This is a genomic window from Aeromicrobium chenweiae (assembly GCF_003065605.1).
Lineage (GTDB): Bacteria > Actinomycetota > Actinomycetes > Propionibacteriales > Nocardioidaceae > Aeromicrobium > Aeromicrobium chenweiae.
Window position 1 is genome coordinate 2,227,621 of record NZ_CP026952.1, and the last position, 17,859, is coordinate 2,245,479.

Consider the following 17,859-nt stretch of genomic DNA (forward strand, 5'->3'; position numbering starts at 1 on the left):
AATGTCGTGATACTTTTAGTTGCATGACGCAACCTCATGTGGACGAGCTGGCTCACGCCCTGCGTGAGTTCGCCCTGTCCCTCGTGCGCGACGCCCCCCAGAGCTCCCTCAGCCGCACCGCCGCCGCCACGCTCTCCGTCCTGGAGCGGCTGGGTCCCCAGCGCATCACGAGCCTGGCCGAGCACGAGTCCGTCACGCAGCCGGCGATGACCGGTCTCGTCCACCGGCTCGAGGCCGGCGGGCTCGTGACCCGCCGGCCCGATCCCGTCGACGGACGCGCCTGCCTGATCGCCATCACGGAGATCGGCGCCAAGGAGCTCTGGGCGCGGCGCGACGCCCACGACGCGGCCATCGCGGCCCGTCTGCAGACCCTTCCCCCGTACGACCGCGCGCTCCTTGCGGCGGCCGCCCCTGCCATCACCCGCCTCATGGAGTCCCATGTCTGACCACAGCTCCCTGTTCAAGCAACCGAAGGCCGTCTACGCCGTCGCCTTCGCCTGCGTCATCTCGTTCATGGGGATCGGGCTCGTCGACCCCATCCTCCCGGCCCTGAAGAGCCAGCTCGACGCGACCGAGAGCCAGGTGACGCTGCTGTTCACCAGCTACCTGGTGGTCACGGCCGTGGCCATGCTCGCGACCAACTGGGTCTCCAGCCGGCTCGGCGCCAAGCGCACGCTCCTGACCGGTCTGGTCATCATCGTCATCTTCGCGGCGCTGGCCGGGTCGACCGACACGATCTCGGGGATCGTGGCGTTCCGCGCCGGGTGGGGCCTGGGCAATGCGCTGTTCATCGCGACATCGCTGGCCGCGATCGTGGCGAGCGCCCGCGGCGGCTTCGCCGGGGCGATCATCCTCTACGAGGCGGCACTCGGTCTCGGCATCGCGGCCGGCCCGCTCGTCGGCAGCGCCCTGGGCAACATCAGCTGGCGCGGACCGTTCTACGGCGTCGCGGCCCTGATGTCCATCGCGCTGGTGGCGACGTTCTTCCTGCTGCCCGCGACGCCCAAGCCCGACCACCGCACCGCGTTGAGCGCTCCGCTGAAGGCGTTGACCCACCGCGGGCTGGCCACGATGAGCATCACCGCGCTGCTGTACAACTGGGGCTTCTTCACGATGCTGGGCTACGCCCCGTTCCCGATGGCCCTGTCGATCACGGCCCTGGGCTGGGTGTTCTTCGGCTGGGGCGTCCTCGTCGCGTTCTTCTCGGTCATCGGCGCCCCCTGGCTGCAGCGCAGGTTCGGCACCGCCGTGTCGCTCTACGGCTCGCTCACCCTCTTCGCCGTCGACCTCGGGGTCATGGCGATCAGCCCGACGAACCAGACGCTGATGGTCGGCGCGGTCGTCGCCGCCGGCATCTTCATCGGCATCAACAACACCCTGATGACCCAGGCCGTCATGCTCGTGTCACCGGTCGAGCGTCCGGTCGCGTCCGCCGCGTACGGCTTCGTGCGCTTCATCGGCGGCGGACTCGCCCCGTTCGCAGCCGGCAAGCTGGTCGAGCACCTCAACGTCCACGTGCCGTTCGCCCTCGCGGCGGTGGTCGTGCTGGTCAGCGTCGGCGTGCTCTCGACAGGTCACCGGCTGCTGGCCGACGCCGATGCCGGCGTCGACGAGGACGGTCACCCCGTCGACGACGTCGAGGACGTCGAGGGTGAGGTCGCCGACGAGTTCGGCGGCGCCCCCGGTGCCATCGACGAGGTCGTCAACGGCCGCTGAGCCCGGGCACGGCGAAGGGGACACGCACCGTGGTGCGTGTCCCCCGGGTCGAGGAAGGACGCCCACCCCCCGATGAGCGTCCCCCCGTTCGTGGGAAGGCCTAGTTGAACTTGACCTTCATGCTGGTGCCCTTCTCCTGCAGGACACGCATCTTCACACCGGCCGCGGGCAGCTTCACTCCGTGGTTCGGCAGCTCGGCGTACCAGTACTTCTTGGTGTCGTCGAACAGCGGCTTGGCGGCCTGGCCACGGATGTAGCTCGGCTTGCCGTTGGTGTGAAGCGTCATCGAGTCCGCCTTGTGCAGCGAGAACGGCGCGTCGTACATCTGGATGCGCGCCCGCCACGGGGCTCCGGTCACGATGTTGATGATCGGTGCCGGGTTGGCGTCGATGATGAGGTTGCGGCCCGTACCCGGGTGCTCGTTGGTGTTGTTGTCCGCCTGGGAGGTGTCCCAGTAGGAGACGAGCAGACCGTGACCGTACTTGTAGTGCTCCACCCAGTCCGGCTTCGTGTTCATGAAGCCGAAGTTGTACGGACCGGTCTTCAGGTACTTGTCGTACGAGACGTACGACCGGTGGCCGGCGATGTAGTAGTTGTCAGCCTTCAGGGTCGTCGTCGCTCCGACGATCGAGAAGCCGTCGAACGTCCACGCGGTCCCCCCGGTCTCGGCACCGTCGCTCAGCAGCGTCTGACCGCCCGCCGTGATCGCGATGTCGTCGGCGTAGAGCCCGGCCTGGGCCAGCCCGCCGTCGGTCTTGTAGTAGAAGCGCAGCTTGATCTTCTGACCGTCGTACGCCGAGAGCGGGACCTGCAGGTCCGCCCACGTCGCCTGCTCGCCATCGATCGCCGGCGAGCCGGACGGGTCGGCGGGGATGGGTTTGCCGTTGATCGTGCCGGCCAGCGACGTCCACGTCTTGCCCGCGTCGGTCGACGCCTGGACGTACGCGTAGTCGTAGCCCTCCTCGATCGAGTAGCGGACCTTCGCCGTCAGCTGTCCCCCGGTCTTGCCCGTCAGGTCGACGTCCGTCGTCTGCGAGTTCGCCAGGTCGTCGCCGGAACCGGAGAAGAACTGCTTGGAGCCCGACGCCGGCGCACCGTTGTTGATCAGCACGTCCTTCTGCGGCAGGACCACGACCGCGGCCTGGGCCTTCTTGGAGTTGTACTCCTGCGGGCCGAGGTTCAGCGTCTTCTTCTCCTTGGTCCCGACCACCTCGTAGTCGAGCCAGCCCAGCTGCAGCTTGTTCCAGGCACCGAGGTCACCAGGTCGCGTGCCGAGCGCCTCGCCCTTCGCGTTGAGCCGGGACTGGGCCATCAACGTCCAGTACTCGCTGTTGTTGTCGCCCTTCCCGGACGTGTCGTAGTCGTCCGGCAGACCGAGGTCGTGACCGAACTCGTGGACGAAGACCGACAGTCCGCCGTTCTCCGGCTGGGCCGTGTAGTCGCCGACCCAGACGCCGGTGTTGCCGACCTGGGTGCCGCCGAGCGGGTTCTGGGCCGGCCCGGTGATGCCGGCGTCGGTGCCGAACGCGTACCAACGGTGCGACCAGATCGCGTCCTCACCCTGCTGCGGGTCACCGTCCGCCTCGTCGCCACCTGCGTGGACGATCTGGAAGTGGTCGATGTAGCCGTCGGGCTCGTTGAAGTCACCGTCGCCGTCGAAGTCGTAGCGGTCGTACTGGTCGTACGAGGCGATCGTCTTCTTGATCTGCGCGTCGGTCTTCCCCGCGGCCTTCTGGTCGGCGACCCACGCGGTCAGCGAGTCCTGGATCAGGTTCCAGACCGTCTGGTAGGACTCGTCACGGCCGTAGCGCGCCTCGTTGTAGGGCACCTTGACCCAGTCCTGGACCTGGCCGTCGACCGTGTAGCGACCCGAGGACTGGGTCTCGTAATAGGTCTTGACCGACTCGACGCCCTTGCCGGTGCCGAAGTACAGGTCCTGGTAGTGCTTGCGGTTGTAGTTCTTCTGCCAGACCGTCGAGTTGTCCTTCGTCCGGTCGGGGGCGGGGATCTGGTTGCGCAGCGGCCCGTCGAACGTCGTGGGTCCCTCGACCGTCGGATCGGTGTCCTTGTCGGGGAAGTCAGGGTGACGCTGGTTGCCGAACTCGGTGAGGATGACGAAGATCTTGTCGGCGCGCTCCTGCTCGAGCTCGACGTACTGGTCCTTCTTCTTCTTGTTCTTGATCGCCTTCAGCTGCTTCGACGTGGCCTTCTTGTTGGCCAAGGCGGCAGCGTCCGCCGGGCTGTACCCCTTGCCGACCTTGACGACGCTGGTGCCCGAACGGGTCTGCGCCTTGGCGTCGCCGTCGAGGACCGAGGTGATGCCGGTCTCGCGCAGTGCCCGGCGCTTGGACTCCAGCGGGTTGGGCAGCTCGTCCTTGCCGATCTTCGACGGCCGGTCGTTCGCGTTGGTCGGTGGTGCGGGTGCCGCCGTGCCCGGTGAGGCGTACGCCAGACCGAGTGAGGCAGCGAGTGTGAGGCCGACGAGGCCTGAGGTCACACGCTTCACTGTTCCCCCTTGGGGTTCCGAGATACGGGGGCACGATCGAGCCTCCGCTGATGAGGCCCGCCCTCGTGGGGCGGGCCGGGGTACAACGGAGTCAACTTAGGTAATTTTCAGGAGGAACGACAGTCTTGTACTTCTGGCCAGATCGGACTATAAGCCCGTAGTCCTTTCGGGCCATGGCTCGGTCCCGTTACCGTGGGCGGATGAACTCGTTGCTGAAACACCCCGTCCGCGCGGTCGCCGTGGCCGCGCTCCTGTCGCTCGCGACCATCTCCCCCGCCGCGGCGGTCTCGTCCTCGACGTACGAGTCGCAGGTCATCAGCCGGACCAACCACGTCCGCGCGGACCACGACCGGGTGAAGGTCAAGGCGCAGTCGTGCGTGGACCGCTGGGCCGAGGGGCAGGCCCGCTGGATGGCCAAGCACGGCAACCTGCAGCACCGCAAGGGACGCCTCGCGAAGATCCTGAAGGACTGCAAGCTGACCGGCGTCTCGGAGAACATCGCGTACGGCTACGGCTCGGGCAACAAGACCGTGAACGCCTGGATGAAGTCGAGCGGCCACCGCCACAACATCCTGGCGAGCAAGATGCGCTACGTCGGCGTCGGCGCGGTCAAGGACTCCGACGGCGTGTGGTGGGTCGCGCAGGTCTTCGGCACGAAGAAGTGATCGGCGGGGCTCGGGCGTTCATCCAGATTTTGCATGTTCGCGACGCGAACCCCCTCCACAACGGCGTTTTCGTGCCCTAGGCTCATGGCCAGTTGCACGACGTTGGGCCGTACGAATGAATGAGTTTCACTTACGGGTGTCTAGTTCTTCTCGAAGGTTGGATGTACGTCGCGACCGCCTCTCGCGGCAGGCGCGGGGGGTTTCTCGCCCATGAGGAGCAGGACATGGCAACAGGCACGGTCAAGTGGTTCAACGCCGACAAGGGCTTCGGCTTCATCGCCCCCGACGACGGCAGCGAGGACGTGTTCGCGCACTTCTCCGCGATCCAGACGAGCGGCTACCGCTCGCTGAACGAGAACCAGAAGGTCGAGTTCGACGTGGAGCAGGGCCAGAAGGGTCTGCAGGCGGCGAACATCCGTCCGCTCTGACACCACGCAGCGAACCCCCGGAGCATCGCTTCGGGGGTTCGTCGCGCTCGGGCGGACCGGACTAGAGGTGTCCGCCCTCGTCCCACGCGCGCCGGGCGAACTCGTCGCCCGGGGTCGACGGCAGGAAGCTGACGTCGCCGGCCGGTCGCGGGCTCGGCGGTGCGAGGCGGTGGGCCGGGAAGAGGCGGGAGGCCTCGGCCAGCAGGCTCGGGTCGATGTCGAAGGACGTCTCGTCCATGGCAGTCTCCCTCGGTAGGCAACGGATGACATGAGGATATCCTCATGTTTGCCACCCGGGGACCCCTACCGAGAAGTAGTTTTCGCGGTCTCCACCGTGGTGACGGCCGTCGGCGCGCTCGGGTCGGGCACGGAGACGTTCGTCGTCAGCACGCTCGCCGTGAACAGCGTCAGCAGCCCCGTGGCCACCAGCAGCCCCATGGGCTTGCTCATGCCGACTCCCTCCCCCGTCGTCCTGCCGCTCACAGAGCGGCACGCACGACAGTAGCGGCGCCAGGCACCCCCCGGGGCCTTTCCGCCAAAATAAAATAATTCGCCGACGAGTCACGTACGGACAGCGAGGAGTCACGTACGGATCCGTGCGTGACTCCTCGGCGTCCGTGCGTGACTCGTCGGCGTCCGTGCGTGACTCGTGGGCGTCTGTGAGGGCGGTCAGACGGTGACGCGGAAGATGCGGTCGTCGCCCTTGGTGGGGTCGCCGCGGCCGTCGGTGTTGCTCGTGGTCACCCACAGGGCACCGTCCGGGGCGACGGCGACCGTGCGGATGCGCCCGTGGTCGCCCGCGAAGTGGGCTACGGGCTTCCCGGCGCTCTCCCCGTCGAGCGGGACCGCGAACAGGCACTCGCCCTGCAGCGCCCCGACGTACGCCGTCGACTTCGTGATCGCGACCCCGGACGGCGAGCACTCGTCGGTCCCCCACGTCACCTTCGGGTCGATCAGGTCGCCGTCACCGCCCTTGCCCTCCACCTGCGGCCAGCCGTAGTTGCCGCCGCGCTCGATGAGGTTCAGCTCGTCCGCGCTCTTCTCACCGAACTCCGCCGCCCACAGCCGGCCGTCCTGGTCCAGGGCGAGGCCCTCGATGTTCCGGTGCCCGTACGACCAGGTCCGGTTGCCGAACGGGTTGCCGGTCACGGCCTTGCCGTCCCGGTCGATCCGCAGCACCTTGCCGGCCAGGGAGTCGCGGTCCTGCGCGAGCTCACCGTTGCCTGAGTCCCCCGTCGAGACGTAGAGGGATCCCTCGTCGTCGAACAGCAACCGGCCGCCGTGGTGCCGCGACCCGATCGGGATGCCGGTGAGGATCGGCTCGGGATCGCCCACCGAGTCCCCGTCGAGACGCATGCGGACGACCCGGTCGTCCGACGCCGTCGTCATGTACGCGAACAGCGTGCTGTCGTCCCCCGGCGCGAGCGCGATGCCGAGCAGACCGCCCTCCCCACCGGGGACTCCGTTGGAGCCGGCCACCGAGCCGAGCGTCGTGGTCGTGCCGTCGACCGAGACCCGGACGATGCTGCCGTCGTCGCGCTGCGAGACCAGGGCGTCGCCTCCGGGGAGGAACGCGATCCCCCACGGCACGTTCAGCCCGGTCGCGATCGTGGACGCGATCTGCGGTGTGCCCGCAGCGGGTGCGGCCGACGTCGAGGGGTCGGGGGCGGTGGTCGCGGGAGCGGTCGAGGACACCTTCGGCCTCGGGTCGTCCCGATCCCGGCTGCACCCGAGCAGCGTGACGGCGCCGACTGCGGCGAGACCGGTCAGGAGTGAACGTCGTTCCATGAACAGATCATGCCCGCTTCCGGCACGTCGTGCCGGGTCCCGGCGGCCGAGGCCGGATCAGGCGATGCCGCTGCGCATCTGGCCGAGACGCGTGCGGTACTCGGTGAAGGGCACCCGGTCGACGTTCAGCGGCGGCTCGAGCTCCCGGATCACCTGTCGCTCCAGATCACGCAGCTCCGCGCGGTCCTCGCCGACCCAGCTGGAGACGGACAGGTGCTCCAGCATCCAGTCGGTCATCACCTCGTCGTCCAGGGTCGCCATCCTCAGGTGCCCTCGCAGCACCGTCGCCAGGTTCATCCGGAACGTCGACGCGCGAGCCAGGCCGTGCAGCTGCACACGGTCGATGTGCTCGCGCAGGGTGGTCACCGGCTCGGCGGCCGGGAGCCGTCCGGAGCCCCCGACCTGTCCGACGAAGATCAGTCCCGCGCGTACCGGCAGCCGGAGGCAGCGGTTGAGCTCGCGCGCGCCGACGGGGTCCACGATCCAGCCGTACAAGCCGGGCGTCTCGGGCAGGCCGGAGAGATCCGACGCCGGGACGGCCTGGCTGGCATCTGCCAGCTCGTGCGCGACCGACGCCACGGGAGAGATCTGGACGACCGGCGCGAGGTCCGGCGCCTCGGCGGGCTCCGCGTCGGGCGGGTCGACCGACTCCGCGTCGGGCGCGGCGGTGCTCACCGAGATCGCCAGGCCGACGTCACCCGACGACACCACGGCGCCGGCATCCTGCAGGTCCGCGAACAACGGCCCGACGAACGCGTTCGGTGCCTCCACCCGGACGTACGTCCCGTCGAGGCAGCCGAGCATGGACTCCAGGCGCGCGACGACCCAGCGCGCCCACACCACGCGGTACTCCGGATCGAGGTCGGCGAGTGTGCGCGAGTCCGGGGAGATCCACTCGTGGGGGGCGACGAGCCCGTGCTCGGCGGACAGCAGGAACCACTCGGTGCCGGACGTCTCCGCGTCGAGGCGACTGCGCTGGAACGCGACGTCGCGGTAGATCTCCTTGGCCGGGGCCGGGACGTTGACCCGCTCCCCCACGCTGCCCAGCAGGATGACGTCGGGCACCGCCATCGTCTGCGCCCCGCCGGACTCCTCGCCCGGGGGCCCGTCCGCGGTGCGGACGGGACGTTGGCCACCGACCTCGGACGGCCGGTCGCCCGGCGACGTCTTGTGCGCGCCGTTGCCGGACATCTTGATCCGGCTCGCGGACGGTGGCGGCTGGTCCGGGTCGGGGTCCTCGCCGCGTTCGTCGAGCGGGATCGGCGAGTACTCACCTCGCGCCACGCGCCGGAAGACCGGCGAGCGCTGCGCGAACTGCACGTGCTTCGCGCGGCCCCCCTCGGTCAGCCCGATGAGGTGGGCGCGGATCGTCGCCTCGTTGACGTCCGGGTAGTTGCTGGAGAACCAGTCCCGGACGTCCTCGTACCGAAACACCTCCGGCATGGCATCGGCACAGCGGTGCATGATCTGCCACACAGGTCTGTCGTACTTCACGACCCAACTCCCGTCTCTCACCGATGAAGAGCACGCAGGTGCCCGGATATGACGGGAACCGGGCGAGCAATGTCCACACCCCCCCCGGTGCCACGGGAATGCGGGCACCCCGGGAGTCGTTGAGAGTGGGGTACGGAGTTTTCCAGCGAGAGGCAATCAATGAGCACCGTCACCCTGACCAAGGACACCATCGACGAGACCCTCGGCGCCGAGGGCATCACCCTCGTGGACTGGTGGGCATCGTGGTGCGGCCCGTGCCGTCAGTTCGCCCCGGTCTTCGAGGCCGCGAGCGAGACGCACCCGGACGTCACCTTCGGCAAGATCGACACCGAGGACCAGCAGGAGCTCGCAGCTGCCGCGCAGATCACCTCGATCCCGACCCTCATGGCATTCCGTGACGGGGTCCTGGTCTTCTCCCAGCCCGGCGCCCTCCCCGCGGCCGGACTCGAGCAGGTCATCCAGGCCGTGCGCGACCTCGACATGGACGACGTCCGTCGCCGCGTGGCCGAGGCCGAGGCCGCCGAGGCGCAGGCCTGAGGCGCGGCGGAATGATCTTCATCGTCGTCAAGTTCCGCACCAAGCCTGACTGGACCGATCGCTGGCTCGAGCTGGTCCGCCCGTTCACCGAGGCGACCCGCGCCGAGCCCGGCAACCGCTGGTTCGACTGGTCCCGCAGCGTCGACGACCCCCACGAGTTCGTGCTCGTCGAGGCGTTCGACGACGATGCCGCGGAGGCCCACGTCACCAGCGCGCACTTCCAGGAGGCCATGCAGACCATGCCTCAGGCGCTCGCCGAGACGCCTCGCATCGTCAGCCAGACCGTCGACCAGGACGGCTGGAACGAGATGGGCGAGCTCACCGTCTCCTAGTCGGCGGCTGCGGCGTACGCCGAGGCGATCCGCGCGATCTTCTCGGCGTACGCCCGACTGTTGTTGTAGGTCAGGACCGCCCGCGACCAGCCGCGCGACGTGCTGAGGTCACCGCCCGCGTGGCACAGGTACCGGCCCGCCGAGAGCGCGGCGTCGTCGATGTCGTGCGGGTCCGCCTTCGACCCACCTGCCGAGGTGCCCCAACTCGCCCACGTCGTGGGGATGAACTGCAAGGGCCCGACCGCGCGGTCCCACCGCGTGTCACCGTCCAGCGTGCCGCCGTCGGTGTCGCGGATGGCCCGGTTGCCGCCCGTGCCGTCCAACGGCACCCCGAGGATGCGCGGCGAGGCGACGCCGCGCTCGTCGAGCGTCGCGCCGCCGAACGCACCGTGGCTGCTCTCGGCCGACCCGATGCCCGCGAGCGTGTTCCACGCCAGGCCGCACCGCGGGTGCGTGCGCTGCAGCGTCTCGGCCGCGCGGACGTACGCGCGCAGCGCCCGCGTGGGGATGCCGGTCTCGCGGGCCGTGCGGCGCACGGTTCCCGGCGCGGGGCTGGCCGCGGGTGCCGGACGCTCGACGACCGGCATCCTCGCCGTCCGGTCCTCGCCGCCCCTCGTCGCCAGGACCAGCACGGCCGCAGCCACGAGTGCCCCGACCAGCACGAGCAGAACAGTGGAGCGCCTCACCCGTCCAGTGTCCGGGCCCCACCCAAGCCGGCCGCCTCGAGCTCGGGACCGCCGCCGAGCGGCACGGCGTACCTGCGCGGCAGGCCCTGACGGGGGCACCGCACCAGCACCCGGCGCATCGCGTCGCGCTCGGCCGGGGTGACCCACAGGCCGTACGCGCTCTTGACCGCGATCTGCCGGGCCACGTAGCCGCACCGGAACGCCTTGCGCGGGGGCAGCCACGTCGCCGCGTCACCGCTGCCCTTGGACGCATTGGTGTGCATGTCGGTCGCGCGGAGCTCCAGCACGTCGTTCGCGAACTGCTCACGCCTCGCAGCACTCCACTGCTGGGCGCCCTTCTGCCACGCGTCGGACAGCGCCACGACGTGGTCGATCTGCACCGTCCTGGACGTCGTGGTGCCGCGGACGAACTCGACGACCTCGCCGGAGTACGGGGACGTGAGGGTGCCGGACAGGACGAGGCACCCGTCGGTGCCGGCCTTCAGGGTGATGTCGCGCAGGTCGCGGCGCAGCACGTCGTTGCGCTGGTCGCAGCCGTTGCGGTCCAGGTCGCGCCACGACCGGCCGAACCGCTCACGGGAGTACCCGGTCTGCGGCGCTCGGCCCTTGACGGTCAGCTTCTCGAGCGCCTCGGCCGCCGTGCCGTGCGTCGCCGTCGGCTCGGCGGCTGGGGGCGCCTCGGTGGTCGGCGTGCTTCCCGCCGGGTCGCTGCCGTCACCGCGCCCGTACGAGCTGCCGATGAGCACCAGCGCCGCCACCGCGATCAGGAGCACCACGGGACGACCTCGACGTGCACGTCCCACGAATGACCTCTCTCGGCATGGCTCGATCCCCGGCAGAAGTCTCACATGCCGAGCTCAGACGGTGACGAACGACCTCATGCCGATCGAGCCCATGTCGATGGAGCTGTTGAAGAACGAGATGTCCTCACCGTCCTCGAGCAGGCTGAGCGCGGCGACCATCGGGCGGTAGTGGTCGTCGGTCGGCACCGCGATGCGCGCCTCGGCCCACGAGCCGTACGGGTCGAGCAGCTTGCCGATCTCGCGGTCGCGCAGCGCCACGGCGGTGTCGGCGTCGAACTGCTGCGCCCAGTCCCAGGCGGCGCCGCCGTCCCAGCGGGCACGCCCCAGGGCATGGACGATGTTGCCGCTGCCGATGAACAGCACGCCGCGGCGGCGCATCGCCCGCAGGCGGCCGTAGAGCTCGTACAGCCGTGGCAGCGGCATCGAGTAGTCGATGCTGATCTGCAGGACGGGCACCTCGGGCTTGGGTGCGATGAACTTCAGGATGCTCCAGGTGCCGTGGTCGAGCCCCCACTGCTTGTCGAGCTCGGCCTCGTACTCGACGAGCTGACGAGCCAGCAGCCGCGCGACGTCGGTGTCGCCCACCGAGTCGTACTGCACCCGCGACAGCTCCTCGGGGAAGCCGCCGAAGTCGTAGATGATCGGGTTGCGCGGCGCGTCCGTGATGTGGGTCTGGCCCGGGGTCAGCCAGTGGGCGCTGACCACCACGATGGCCTGCGCCTCGGGCAGCTCCTGGCCGAGGCGGCTCCAGGTGCGGGTGTACGCGTTGTCGGAGATCGCGTGCATGGGGTTGCCGTGGCCCACGAACATCACCGGCATCAGCGCGCTGGGCTGCAGGCGGTTGTCCAGGTCGGTGATCGAGTACGTGGCCATGCCGCATCCTTCAGTAGTTGATGCTTCAACTATATCACCACTGCGGACCGGGCTGCTGCCGGAAGCGCTCGTGCACGCGGTCGATCTCGGCGATGGCGCGGTGCAGGCCGCTGTCCGGGCCCGCGGCGCGGAGCTTCTGCTCGAGCTGCAGGCGGTCGCGCGCCCGCATCGCGGCCCGCCGCGCGACCAGGAGCGCGTGCACGTCCTCGCGCGGCACGAGATGCCGGTTGCGGAGGTCGGTGACGAACCGGCTGACGACGCTCACCTGCATCCGAGCCTCCGCCCCGGAGGTCGGCAGCTGCGCCTCGGTGAGGAACCCGGGCAGGCAGCGCAGGACGCCGCCGAGGCCGAAGACGGTCCAGACCGCGCCGTCGCGCAGGAACTCACGCTCCGCGGCGAGCAACGTGGCGTCGTCGGGGCCGAGCCACTCGATCATGTCGTCGACGTCGAGGAAGTCGTAGAGCCGCAGGCGCACCCGCGCGTACCGCCGCACGGTCTCGGCCTTGCGTCCCTCGGCGAGACGCACGAAGAAGTTGTCGATCAGCGGCCAGCCCGGTTCCTCGAAGTCCATGTCTGCACTCAACCAGCGGGGTCGGACACTACTCGTCGAGCGCCGCCAGCACGTCGGCGGTGAAGCCGTCGAACGTCACCCGGTCCGGCGTCGCCGGGCGAGCACCCAGGCGTACCGCCACGACCCCCTCGCTCGGCACCACGGCCACGTACTGGTTGCCGTAGCCGAACGCCCAGAACGCGTCGTCCGGGACGTTCGGTGCGAGCCTGCCGTCGTACGGCGCCTTGTCGGTCGCGAACCCCGCCTGGCGCAGCACCTCGACCACCCGTCCCTCGGCGTTGACCCACCACAGGAGGCCGTACGCCGCGTTGAGCCGGGACGACGGCCGGGTCGCCTCCCGCACGAAGTCCGCCGACAGCAGCTGCCTGCCCTTCCACGCACCGTCGTTGAGCATCAGGTGCCCCACCCGAGCCAGGTCGAGGCAGGTCGACGTCATGCCCGAGAACGTCAAGGCGTTGCCGGCCGGGTCACGTCCCCACGTCGTGGCACGCATGCCGAGCGGCCCCAGCAGTCGCTGCTCGGCGTTCGCTACGACGTCGCCGGAGCCCTCGAGCCCGTCCAGCACCGCCTCCAGCGTCTGCACCGCCGTGTTGTCGTAGACCCAGGCCTCGCCGGGCGCACGATCCTGGCGGACGTCGACGGCGAACGACGTCGTGTCCGGCTCGCTGCGGATCATCTGCGTGTCCGTGGCGTCGTCCCAGTGCCGGCCGGACGTCATCGCGAGCAGGTCCCGCACGGTGATGTCCCCCGCGGCGGTCCGCCGCCACTCGTCCACCTGCTGCGCGGCCGGGGCGTCGAGGTCGAGCAGGCCGTCGTCGACGTACGTCCCGACCAGCAGGGAGGTCAACGACTTGGCGATCGAGTACACCTTCTGCTGCGCCTGCGGGTCTCCCCCGTTCCAGTACGCGTCGTGGACCAGCCGCCCGTCCTTGACGACTGCGACACAGGTCGAGCCGTTGGCGGCGAGATCGGCGTCGAGGGCCTTCCAGTCCCCCTGCTCGGCGCGTGCCCAGGTGGCGCCCGGGTAGGCGACGTCCGGCGTCGCACTGGTGGTCGGGGCGGACGGCGTCGTGGTGCGCGTCCTCGTCGGCTCCGTCCGCGGCGGCTCGCTGCCGCCTGGGTTGCCGCCCGCGCACCCGGCCAGCACCATCAGGACGACACCGGATGCGGCGAGGCGGGTCCTCATCCGCCCACCGTGCCCGGTCCGTCCGTCACGGCCCGGCGGATGCGGATCGGCCCGCGTGCGGTGCCGAGATCGACCACCTCGCCCTTCTGGGTGATCACCACCTCGCCGCGGGAGACGAGCCGTCCGGCAGCGTCGCGCACCGGATCCATCAGCGGGCGCCAGTCGTCCGGCGCCAGGTCGCGCGCGACGTCGGACGGGCAGATCGTCGCGGTCGGAGCCCGGCTCGCCAGCATCGTGAGGATGCGCTGCTCGAGGTCGTGGTCGGTGTGAGGCACCCGTCCAGCGTCCCGTGCGACGACCCGCTCCACAAATGGTGACAATTCCCACCCGGTGTCTGCGCCCGCGACTTGGAGTCGTGGGTGAGAATGGAGGGATGCCCACTGCGATGGATCTGCGCCTGTTGCTGCGCTTTCCGGTCGAGTTCGTCGCGGCCGACGACCCGGCTGACTCGCGGTTCGTGTTCCACACCCCCGACGGGGACCGGACGGCGACGGCCAACGAGGCCGTCGGGCCGCTCAGCCAGGGCATCCGGGTGATGTCCGCGGACAAGTCCGTCCGCGCGTGGGCCACGCCCGCGATCCTCGCGCTGCGCATCATGGCGCGCGGCGCTCTCGGCTCCCCCGACGCGACCGAGCTCAACCAGCTGCAGAACGCCGGCGCCGCGGTCGGCCCCAACGCCGGAGCCGGCCAGGCCTCCATCAACGCGTTCCTCAAGGCGCTCGCGGTGGACGCCCCGGCAGCGGCATCGACCCCCCAGGTGCGCCAGCCGTACGTCTCGCCGCACGCCGCGCCGCAGCGCGCCCGCGAGACGACGTTCTCGTGGACCCTCATCATCTCGTTCCTCGAGGAGCCGACCCCCAGCCAGGCGGCGGTCGTCCGCCTGCGGGTGCACCCGCGCTCCGGGTCGTTCGCCGCATTCGGCGCGAACGACCTGTTCAACGGGTCGTCGCACCCCATGGCCCAGGACGCCAAGGAGCCCACCGCGGCGATGCTGCGCCGGCTCGAGCCGTGGTGGGCGGCCGCCGCCACGCTGCGCGACCCGCACGCACGCGGCGCCGTCACGGTCGGCCCGGACGACCTCGCCCGGCTCGGTGACCGCGCCCTGGCCCCCACCCTGATGGCCAACCGCATCGAGGTGCGCTGGCCGCCGGAGCTGGTGCGCGAGCTGTCGACGACCGCCGTCATCCAGCGCAAGGAGACGCCCGGGTCGGACCGGCCGTCCGCGTTCACCCAGGGACAGCTCTTCTCGTTCGACTGGCAGGTCGCGCTGGGCAGCGACGTGCTCTCCCATGCCGAGCTCGACCAGCTGGCGCAGTCGCAGACCGGGCTGCTGCGGCTGCGGGACCGCTGGGTCTTCGTCGACAAGGCCAGCCTCGGCAAGGTGCTCGCCGAGCGCAGCCGGGACATCACCGCGATCGACGCGCTGCGCGCTGCCGTCACCGGTGAGCTCGAGGTCGACGGTCGACGCACCGACGTCGACACGGTCGGCTGGCTCGAGGACGTCCGCCGACGCCTCGCGGTGCAGGACCGGGACATCCAGCCGGGCCGCCAGCCCAGCGACCTCGAGGGACACCTGCGCGACTACCAGCTGCAGGGCCTGCAGTGGATGACCCAGCTGGTCGACCTCGGCCTCGGCGGGATCCTGGCCGACGACATGGGTCTGGGCAAGACGGTCATGCTCATCGCCCTGCACCTGCAGCGTGCCGTGGAGACGACCGCACCGACCCTCGTCATCTGCCCCGCCTCCGTGCTCGGCAACTGGGAGCGGGAGATCAAGCGCTTCGCCCCCGGCGTGCCGGTGCACCGCTACCACGGGGCGCGCCGCAGCCTGCAGGACGTCAAGGACGGCTTCCTCGTCACGACGTACGCCACGATGCGCGCCGACGCCGAGGCGCTCGCGGAGCACGAGCCGGGCTGGGGACTCGTCGTCGCCGACGAGGCGCAGAACATCAAGAATCCGCATGCCCGGACGGCGCGCGCGATCCGGGACATCCCGGCCGTCGCCCGCCTGGCGCTCACCGGCACCCCGGTGGAGAACAACCTGTCCGAGCTGTGGGCGATCCTGGACTGGACGACGCCCGGGCTCCTCGGGACGTACGAGCAGTTCCGTCGCACCTGGTCGCGCGCGATCGAGTCGCGTCGCGACACCGAGCGGGCCACCGGGTTGTCCCACCTCATCCGGCCGTTCGTGCTGCGCCGCCGCAAGTCCGACCCGGGCATCGCGCCGGAGCTGCCGCCGAAGATCGAGACCGATCACCGCGTCAACCTCACCCGCGAGCAGGTCGGCCTCTACGAGGCGGTCGTGCGCAGCACCATGGCACAGATTGAGCAGGCCCAGGGCATCCAGCGACGCGGCCTGGTGGTCAAGCTGCTGACCCAGCTCAAGCAGATCTGCAACCACCCCGCACAGTTCCTCCGCGAGCCGGAGGCGCGCCTGACGGGTCGCTCGGGCAAGCTCGCCGTCTTCGACGAGCTGGTCGAGCAGATCGTGTCCGAGGAGGGCGCGACGCTGGTGTTCACCCAGTACGCCCAGATGGGGCGTCTGCTGACCCGGCACCTCGACGAGAACAAGATCGGCAACCAGTTCCTGCACGGCGGCACCACGGTGCGCGGCCGCGAGAAGATGGTGCACGCGTTCCAGAGCGGGCAGGTGCCGGTGTTCGTGCTGTCGCTGAAGGCAGCCGGCGTCGGCCTCAACCTCACCCGCGCCGACCACGTCATCCACTACGACCGGTGGTGGAACCCGGCCGTCGAGGACCAGGCCACCGACCGCGCGCACCGCATCGGGCAGACCAAGAACGTGCAGGTCCACCGCCTGATCAGCGAGGGCACGATCGAGGAGTCGATCGCCGAGCTGATCCGCTCCAAGCGGTCCCTGGCCGACGCGGTCGTCAACGGTGGCGAGGGCGCCCTGACCGAGCTCTCCGACGCGGCCCTGGCCGACCTGGTCCGGCTGAAGCGCTAGACGCGCCCCGGCGCATTACTCAGCGCAGGCACTTCTTCAGCTGGGACACCCGGTAGAAGTAGCCGTTGCCGGCCTCCGACGCCTGGCACGAGCCGCCGAGCTTCACCGGCTGCTCGTTGTAGCGGACCGTCACCAGCACCGACCCCGACGCGTTGCGGTACGCCGCCCACTCGACGTTGCCGGCCATGCGCCCCGCGACGTACCCCCGCCACTGGTTGGAGCCGTACGTGAACGTGGACCGGGCCTGCTGCTGGCTGCGCGGCAGCTTCGTCAGCGCCGCGAATGGCATCGTGACCTCGCCGTGGGAGTGGCGGAACACCGCCGCGGTCCTGCCGCCGTCGATGCGCCGGTCGAGCCGGGAGAAGAAGTCGTCCAGCACCGGGTCGGCCTGCTTGAACGAGCTGCGCTCGCCTGCCACCCCCGGTCCGTACCGGTAGAAGTTCTGCGCGTCCTTGACCTCTGCGAGCTTCTTGGCCGCCGCCAGCGGGACGTAGTCGCGGAACGTCACGTTGGTGTCGTGGCTCATGCCGGCGCCGATGCAGTACAGCAGGTAGACGTCGAGCGCGGCGTCGACCGGGTCCTTGATCGTCGAGACGTACGACGGGCGGTAGAGCCGCAGGAGCACCTGCTTCGCGGCCTTGCGCACGCTGGAGCGGCGCTCGACGCGGGCGATCGCGGCGCGGCCCTTCTTCGAGGCGCCGTCCTCGATGAGCAGCTGCTTGTCGGTGACCCGCTTGGCGTGGCGGAGCTTCGGGAACGCCTTGTCGAGGCTGACCTGCATGTAGTGCGCGCTCTGCTTGGTGCGGTAGACGGGCGAGGTGGTCATCGCGACCGTGTCGCCCGCGCCTTGGACCCCGGCGAAGAAGTCTCCGTACAGCGACGCCGTCCGCCGACCGATGCCGCGCCACTCGTCCTTGCCGATCGAGCTCAGCCGTCCGTACCCGAGCTTGCGCTCGGCCTTCTGGAACGCCCGCAGGTCGTTGTCGAACCGCTTGCCCCGGGTCGTCAGCTTGCCCTTGCGGGACGCCTTCGACCACACGGCCAGCGCCCGCTTCTCGGCCTTGCTGTTCGTCATCGCCCGGGACCCGTGCCGTCCGACCGTCTCGAGGAAGAACATGTCGTACCCGGCCGGCGGCGCGACGATCTTCGTGCTCGCGGGGTTCCCGTACGTCGTCTGGTTCGAGTAGTACCGCGCATTGCTGACGTCCGCAGTCGCGGACGCGAGCGGGAGGCCCACCGCCAGGACGGTGAGCGGGACCAGGAGCCGCCGGAATCGCATCGTTCCACTGTAGGCCGCAGTCACGCTGTC

Annotated in this window: 19 protein-coding genes; 7 read left to right on the forward strand and 12 right to left on the reverse strand. The window is 70.0% G+C overall.

Annotation, left to right across the window (positions count from 1 at the left end; genetic code table 11):
• Positions 1 to 23: 23 nt before the first annotated feature.
• Both C3E78_RS10790 and C3E78_RS10795 read left to right on the forward strand, forming a co-directional pair.
• On the forward strand, positions 24 to 446 hold the full coding sequence (locus C3E78_RS10790; RefSeq protein WP_108578292.1) for a MarR family winged helix-turn-helix transcriptional regulator: 423 nt from the start codon (positions 24 to 26) through the stop codon (positions 444 to 446).
• Positions 439 to 1,716 carry an MFS transporter gene (locus C3E78_RS10795; protein ID WP_108578293.1) on the forward strand — a complete coding sequence of 426 codons (1,278 nt, stop codon included), beginning with the start codon at positions 439 to 441 and terminating at the stop codon, positions 1,714 to 1,716. Before C3E78_RS10790 ends, C3E78_RS10795 begins: the two co-directional genes overlap by 8 nt.
• Positions 1,717 to 1,816: 100 nt before the next feature.
• Here C3E78_RS10795 and C3E78_RS10800 read toward each other — a convergent pair whose 3' ends face one another.
• A complete protein-coding gene (locus C3E78_RS10800; protein WP_235833598.1) occupies positions 1,817 to 4,213 on the reverse strand; it encodes an immune inhibitor A domain-containing protein in 2,397 nt (798 codons plus the stop codon).
• 209 nt (positions 4,214 to 4,422) lie between these two features.
• Here C3E78_RS10800 and C3E78_RS10805 point away from each other — a divergent pair, with 209 nt between their 5' ends.
• On the forward strand, positions 4,423 to 4,887 hold the full coding sequence (locus tag C3E78_RS10805; RefSeq protein WP_159085870.1) for a CAP domain-containing protein: 465 nt from the start codon (positions 4,423 to 4,425) through the stop codon (positions 4,885 to 4,887).
• A 224-nt stretch (positions 4,888 to 5,111) separates the two neighbouring features.
• The gene (gene cspE / locus C3E78_RS10810; protein WP_056607991.1) at positions 5,112 to 5,315 is read left to right on the forward strand and encodes a transcription antiterminator/RNA stability regulator CspE; all 204 of its coding nucleotides are present in this window, start codon (positions 5,112 to 5,114) and stop codon (positions 5,313 to 5,315) included.
• Between the two features lie 61 nt (positions 5,316 to 5,376).
• Here cspE and C3E78_RS18320 read toward each other — a convergent pair whose 3' ends face one another.
• The 4 genes from C3E78_RS18320 to C3E78_RS10820 form a co-directional block, all read right to left on the reverse strand.
• Positions 5,377 to 5,553, reverse strand: a complete 177-nt coding sequence (locus C3E78_RS18320; RefSeq protein ID WP_159085871.1) for a hypothetical protein — start codon at positions 5,551 to 5,553, stop codon at positions 5,377 to 5,379.
• A gap of 65 nt (positions 5,554 to 5,618) precedes the next feature.
• Positions 5,619 to 5,765: a hypothetical protein gene (locus C3E78_RS18325; RefSeq protein WP_159085872.1), complete on the reverse strand. Its 147-nt coding sequence runs from the start codon at positions 5,763 to 5,765 to the stop codon at positions 5,619 to 5,621.
• Between the two features lie 219 nt (positions 5,766 to 5,984).
• Positions 5,985 to 7,103, reverse strand: coding sequence for a PQQ-dependent sugar dehydrogenase (locus tag C3E78_RS10815; protein ID WP_108578296.1), 1,119 nt, complete (start codon positions 7,101 to 7,103; stop codon positions 5,985 to 5,987).
• Positions 7,104 to 7,160: 57 nt separating this feature from the next.
• Positions 7,161 to 8,597 carry a DUF7669 domain-containing protein gene (locus tag C3E78_RS10820; protein ID WP_135804785.1) on the reverse strand — a complete coding sequence of 479 codons (1,437 nt, stop codon included), beginning with the start codon at positions 8,595 to 8,597 and terminating at the stop codon, positions 7,161 to 7,163.
• A 159-nt stretch (positions 8,598 to 8,756) separates the two neighbouring features.
• Between C3E78_RS10820 and trxA the strand changes: the two genes are divergently transcribed.
• Positions 8,757 to 9,134 carry a thioredoxin gene (gene trxA, locus C3E78_RS10825; protein WP_108578298.1) on the forward strand — a complete coding sequence of 126 codons (378 nt, stop codon included), beginning with the start codon at positions 8,757 to 8,759 and terminating at the stop codon, positions 9,132 to 9,134.
• Between the two features lie 11 nt (positions 9,135 to 9,145).
• The gene (locus C3E78_RS10830) at positions 9,146 to 9,466 is read left to right on the forward strand and encodes a putative quinol monooxygenase (protein WP_108578299.1); all 321 of its coding nucleotides are present in this window, start codon (positions 9,146 to 9,148) and stop codon (positions 9,464 to 9,466) included.
• Here C3E78_RS10830 and C3E78_RS10835 read toward each other — a convergent pair.
• From C3E78_RS10835 to C3E78_RS10860, 6 genes are all read right to left on the reverse strand, one after another.
• Positions 9,463 to 10,152: a lysozyme family protein gene (locus C3E78_RS10835; RefSeq protein WP_108578300.1), complete on the reverse strand. Its 690-nt coding sequence runs from the start codon at positions 10,150 to 10,152 to the stop codon at positions 9,463 to 9,465. The two genes, C3E78_RS10830 and C3E78_RS10835, sit on opposite strands and share 4 nt — an antisense overlap.
• Positions 10,149 to 10,925 (reverse strand): HNH endonuclease family protein, encoded by a 777-nt coding sequence (locus tag C3E78_RS10840; RefSeq protein ID WP_424922771.1) that lies wholly within the window; start codon positions 10,923 to 10,925, stop codon positions 10,149 to 10,151. Before C3E78_RS10840 ends, C3E78_RS10835 begins: the two co-directional genes overlap by 4 nt.
• A gap of 84 nt (positions 10,926 to 11,009) precedes the next feature.
• On the reverse strand, positions 11,010 to 11,828 hold the full coding sequence (locus tag C3E78_RS10845) for a dioxygenase family protein (protein ID WP_108578302.1): 819 nt from the start codon (positions 11,826 to 11,828) through the stop codon (positions 11,010 to 11,012).
• 34 nt (positions 11,829 to 11,862) lie between these two features.
• A complete protein-coding gene (locus C3E78_RS10850) occupies positions 11,863 to 12,399 on the reverse strand; it encodes a hypothetical protein (protein WP_108578303.1) in 537 nt (178 codons plus the stop codon).
• A 28-nt stretch (positions 12,400 to 12,427) separates the two neighbouring features.
• Positions 12,428 to 13,585: a serine hydrolase domain-containing protein gene (locus C3E78_RS10855; RefSeq protein ID WP_108578304.1), complete on the reverse strand. Its 1,158-nt coding sequence runs from the start codon at positions 13,583 to 13,585 to the stop codon at positions 12,428 to 12,430.
• Complete coding sequence (locus C3E78_RS10860) at positions 13,582 to 13,860, reverse strand: DUF3253 domain-containing protein (RefSeq protein WP_108580854.1); 279 nt, start codon at positions 13,858 to 13,860, stop codon at positions 13,582 to 13,584. The genes C3E78_RS10855 and C3E78_RS10860 overlap by 4 nt, the downstream gene beginning before the upstream one ends.
• Before the next feature lie 98 nt (positions 13,861 to 13,958).
• Between C3E78_RS10860 and C3E78_RS10865 the strand changes: the two genes are divergently transcribed.
• A complete protein-coding gene (locus tag C3E78_RS10865) occupies positions 13,959 to 16,550 on the forward strand; it encodes a DEAD/DEAH box helicase (protein ID WP_108578305.1) in 2,592 nt (863 codons plus the stop codon).
• A 19-nt stretch (positions 16,551 to 16,569) separates the two neighbouring features.
• On the opposite strand, the gene C3E78_RS10870 is transcribed toward C3E78_RS10865, so the two are convergent.
• A complete protein-coding gene (locus C3E78_RS10870) occupies positions 16,570 to 17,829 on the reverse strand; it encodes a histidine-type phosphatase (RefSeq protein WP_108578306.1) in 1,260 nt (419 codons plus the stop codon).
• Positions 17,830 to 17,859 lie beyond the last annotated feature (30 nt).

Excerpts from the sequence above, each read along its gene's own strand:
- C3E78_RS10790 (WP_108578292.1), top strand. The coding sequence starts at position 24 with ATGACGCAACCTCATGTGGACGAGCTGGCTCACGCCCTGCGTGAGTTC.
- C3E78_RS10795 (WP_108578293.1), top strand. The coding sequence starts at position 439 with ATGTCTGACCACAGCTCCCTGTTCAAGCAACCGAAGGCCGTCTACGCC.
- C3E78_RS10805 (WP_159085870.1), top strand. The coding sequence starts at position 4,423 with ATGAACTCGTTGCTGAAACACCCCGTCCGCGCGGTCGCCGTGGCCGCG.
- cspE (WP_056607991.1), top strand. The coding sequence starts at position 5,112 with ATGGCAACAGGCACGGTCAAGTGGTTCAACGCCGACAAGGGCTTCGGC.
- C3E78_RS18320 (WP_159085871.1), bottom strand. The coding sequence starts at position 5,553 with ATGGACGAGACGTCCTTCGACATCGACCCGAGCCTGCTGGCCGAGGCC.
- C3E78_RS18325 (WP_159085872.1), bottom strand. The coding sequence starts at position 5,765 with ATGAGCAAGCCCATGGGGCTGCTGGTGGCCACGGGGCTGCTGACGCTG.
- C3E78_RS10815 (WP_108578296.1), bottom strand. The coding sequence starts at position 7,103 with ATGGAACGACGTTCACTCCTGACCGGTCTCGCCGCAGTCGGCGCCGTC.
- trxA (WP_108578298.1), top strand. The coding sequence starts at position 8,757 with ATGAGCACCGTCACCCTGACCAAGGACACCATCGACGAGACCCTCGGC.
- C3E78_RS10830 (WP_108578299.1), top strand. The coding sequence starts at position 9,146 with ATGATCTTCATCGTCGTCAAGTTCCGCACCAAGCCTGACTGGACCGAT.
- C3E78_RS10845 (WP_108578302.1), bottom strand. The coding sequence starts at position 11,828 with ATGGCCACGTACTCGATCACCGACCTGGACAACCGCCTGCAGCCCAGC.
- C3E78_RS10850 (WP_108578303.1), bottom strand. The coding sequence starts at position 12,399 with ATGGACTTCGAGGAACCGGGCTGGCCGCTGATCGACAACTTCTTCGTG.
- C3E78_RS10855 (WP_108578304.1), bottom strand. The coding sequence starts at position 13,585 with ATGAGGACCCGCCTCGCCGCATCCGGTGTCGTCCTGATGGTGCTGGCC.
- C3E78_RS10865 (WP_108578305.1), top strand. The coding sequence starts at position 13,959 with ATGCCCACTGCGATGGATCTGCGCCTGTTGCTGCGCTTTCCGGTCGAG.
- C3E78_RS10870 (WP_108578306.1), bottom strand. The coding sequence starts at position 17,829 with ATGCGATTCCGGCGGCTCCTGGTCCCGCTCACCGTCCTGGCGGTGGGC.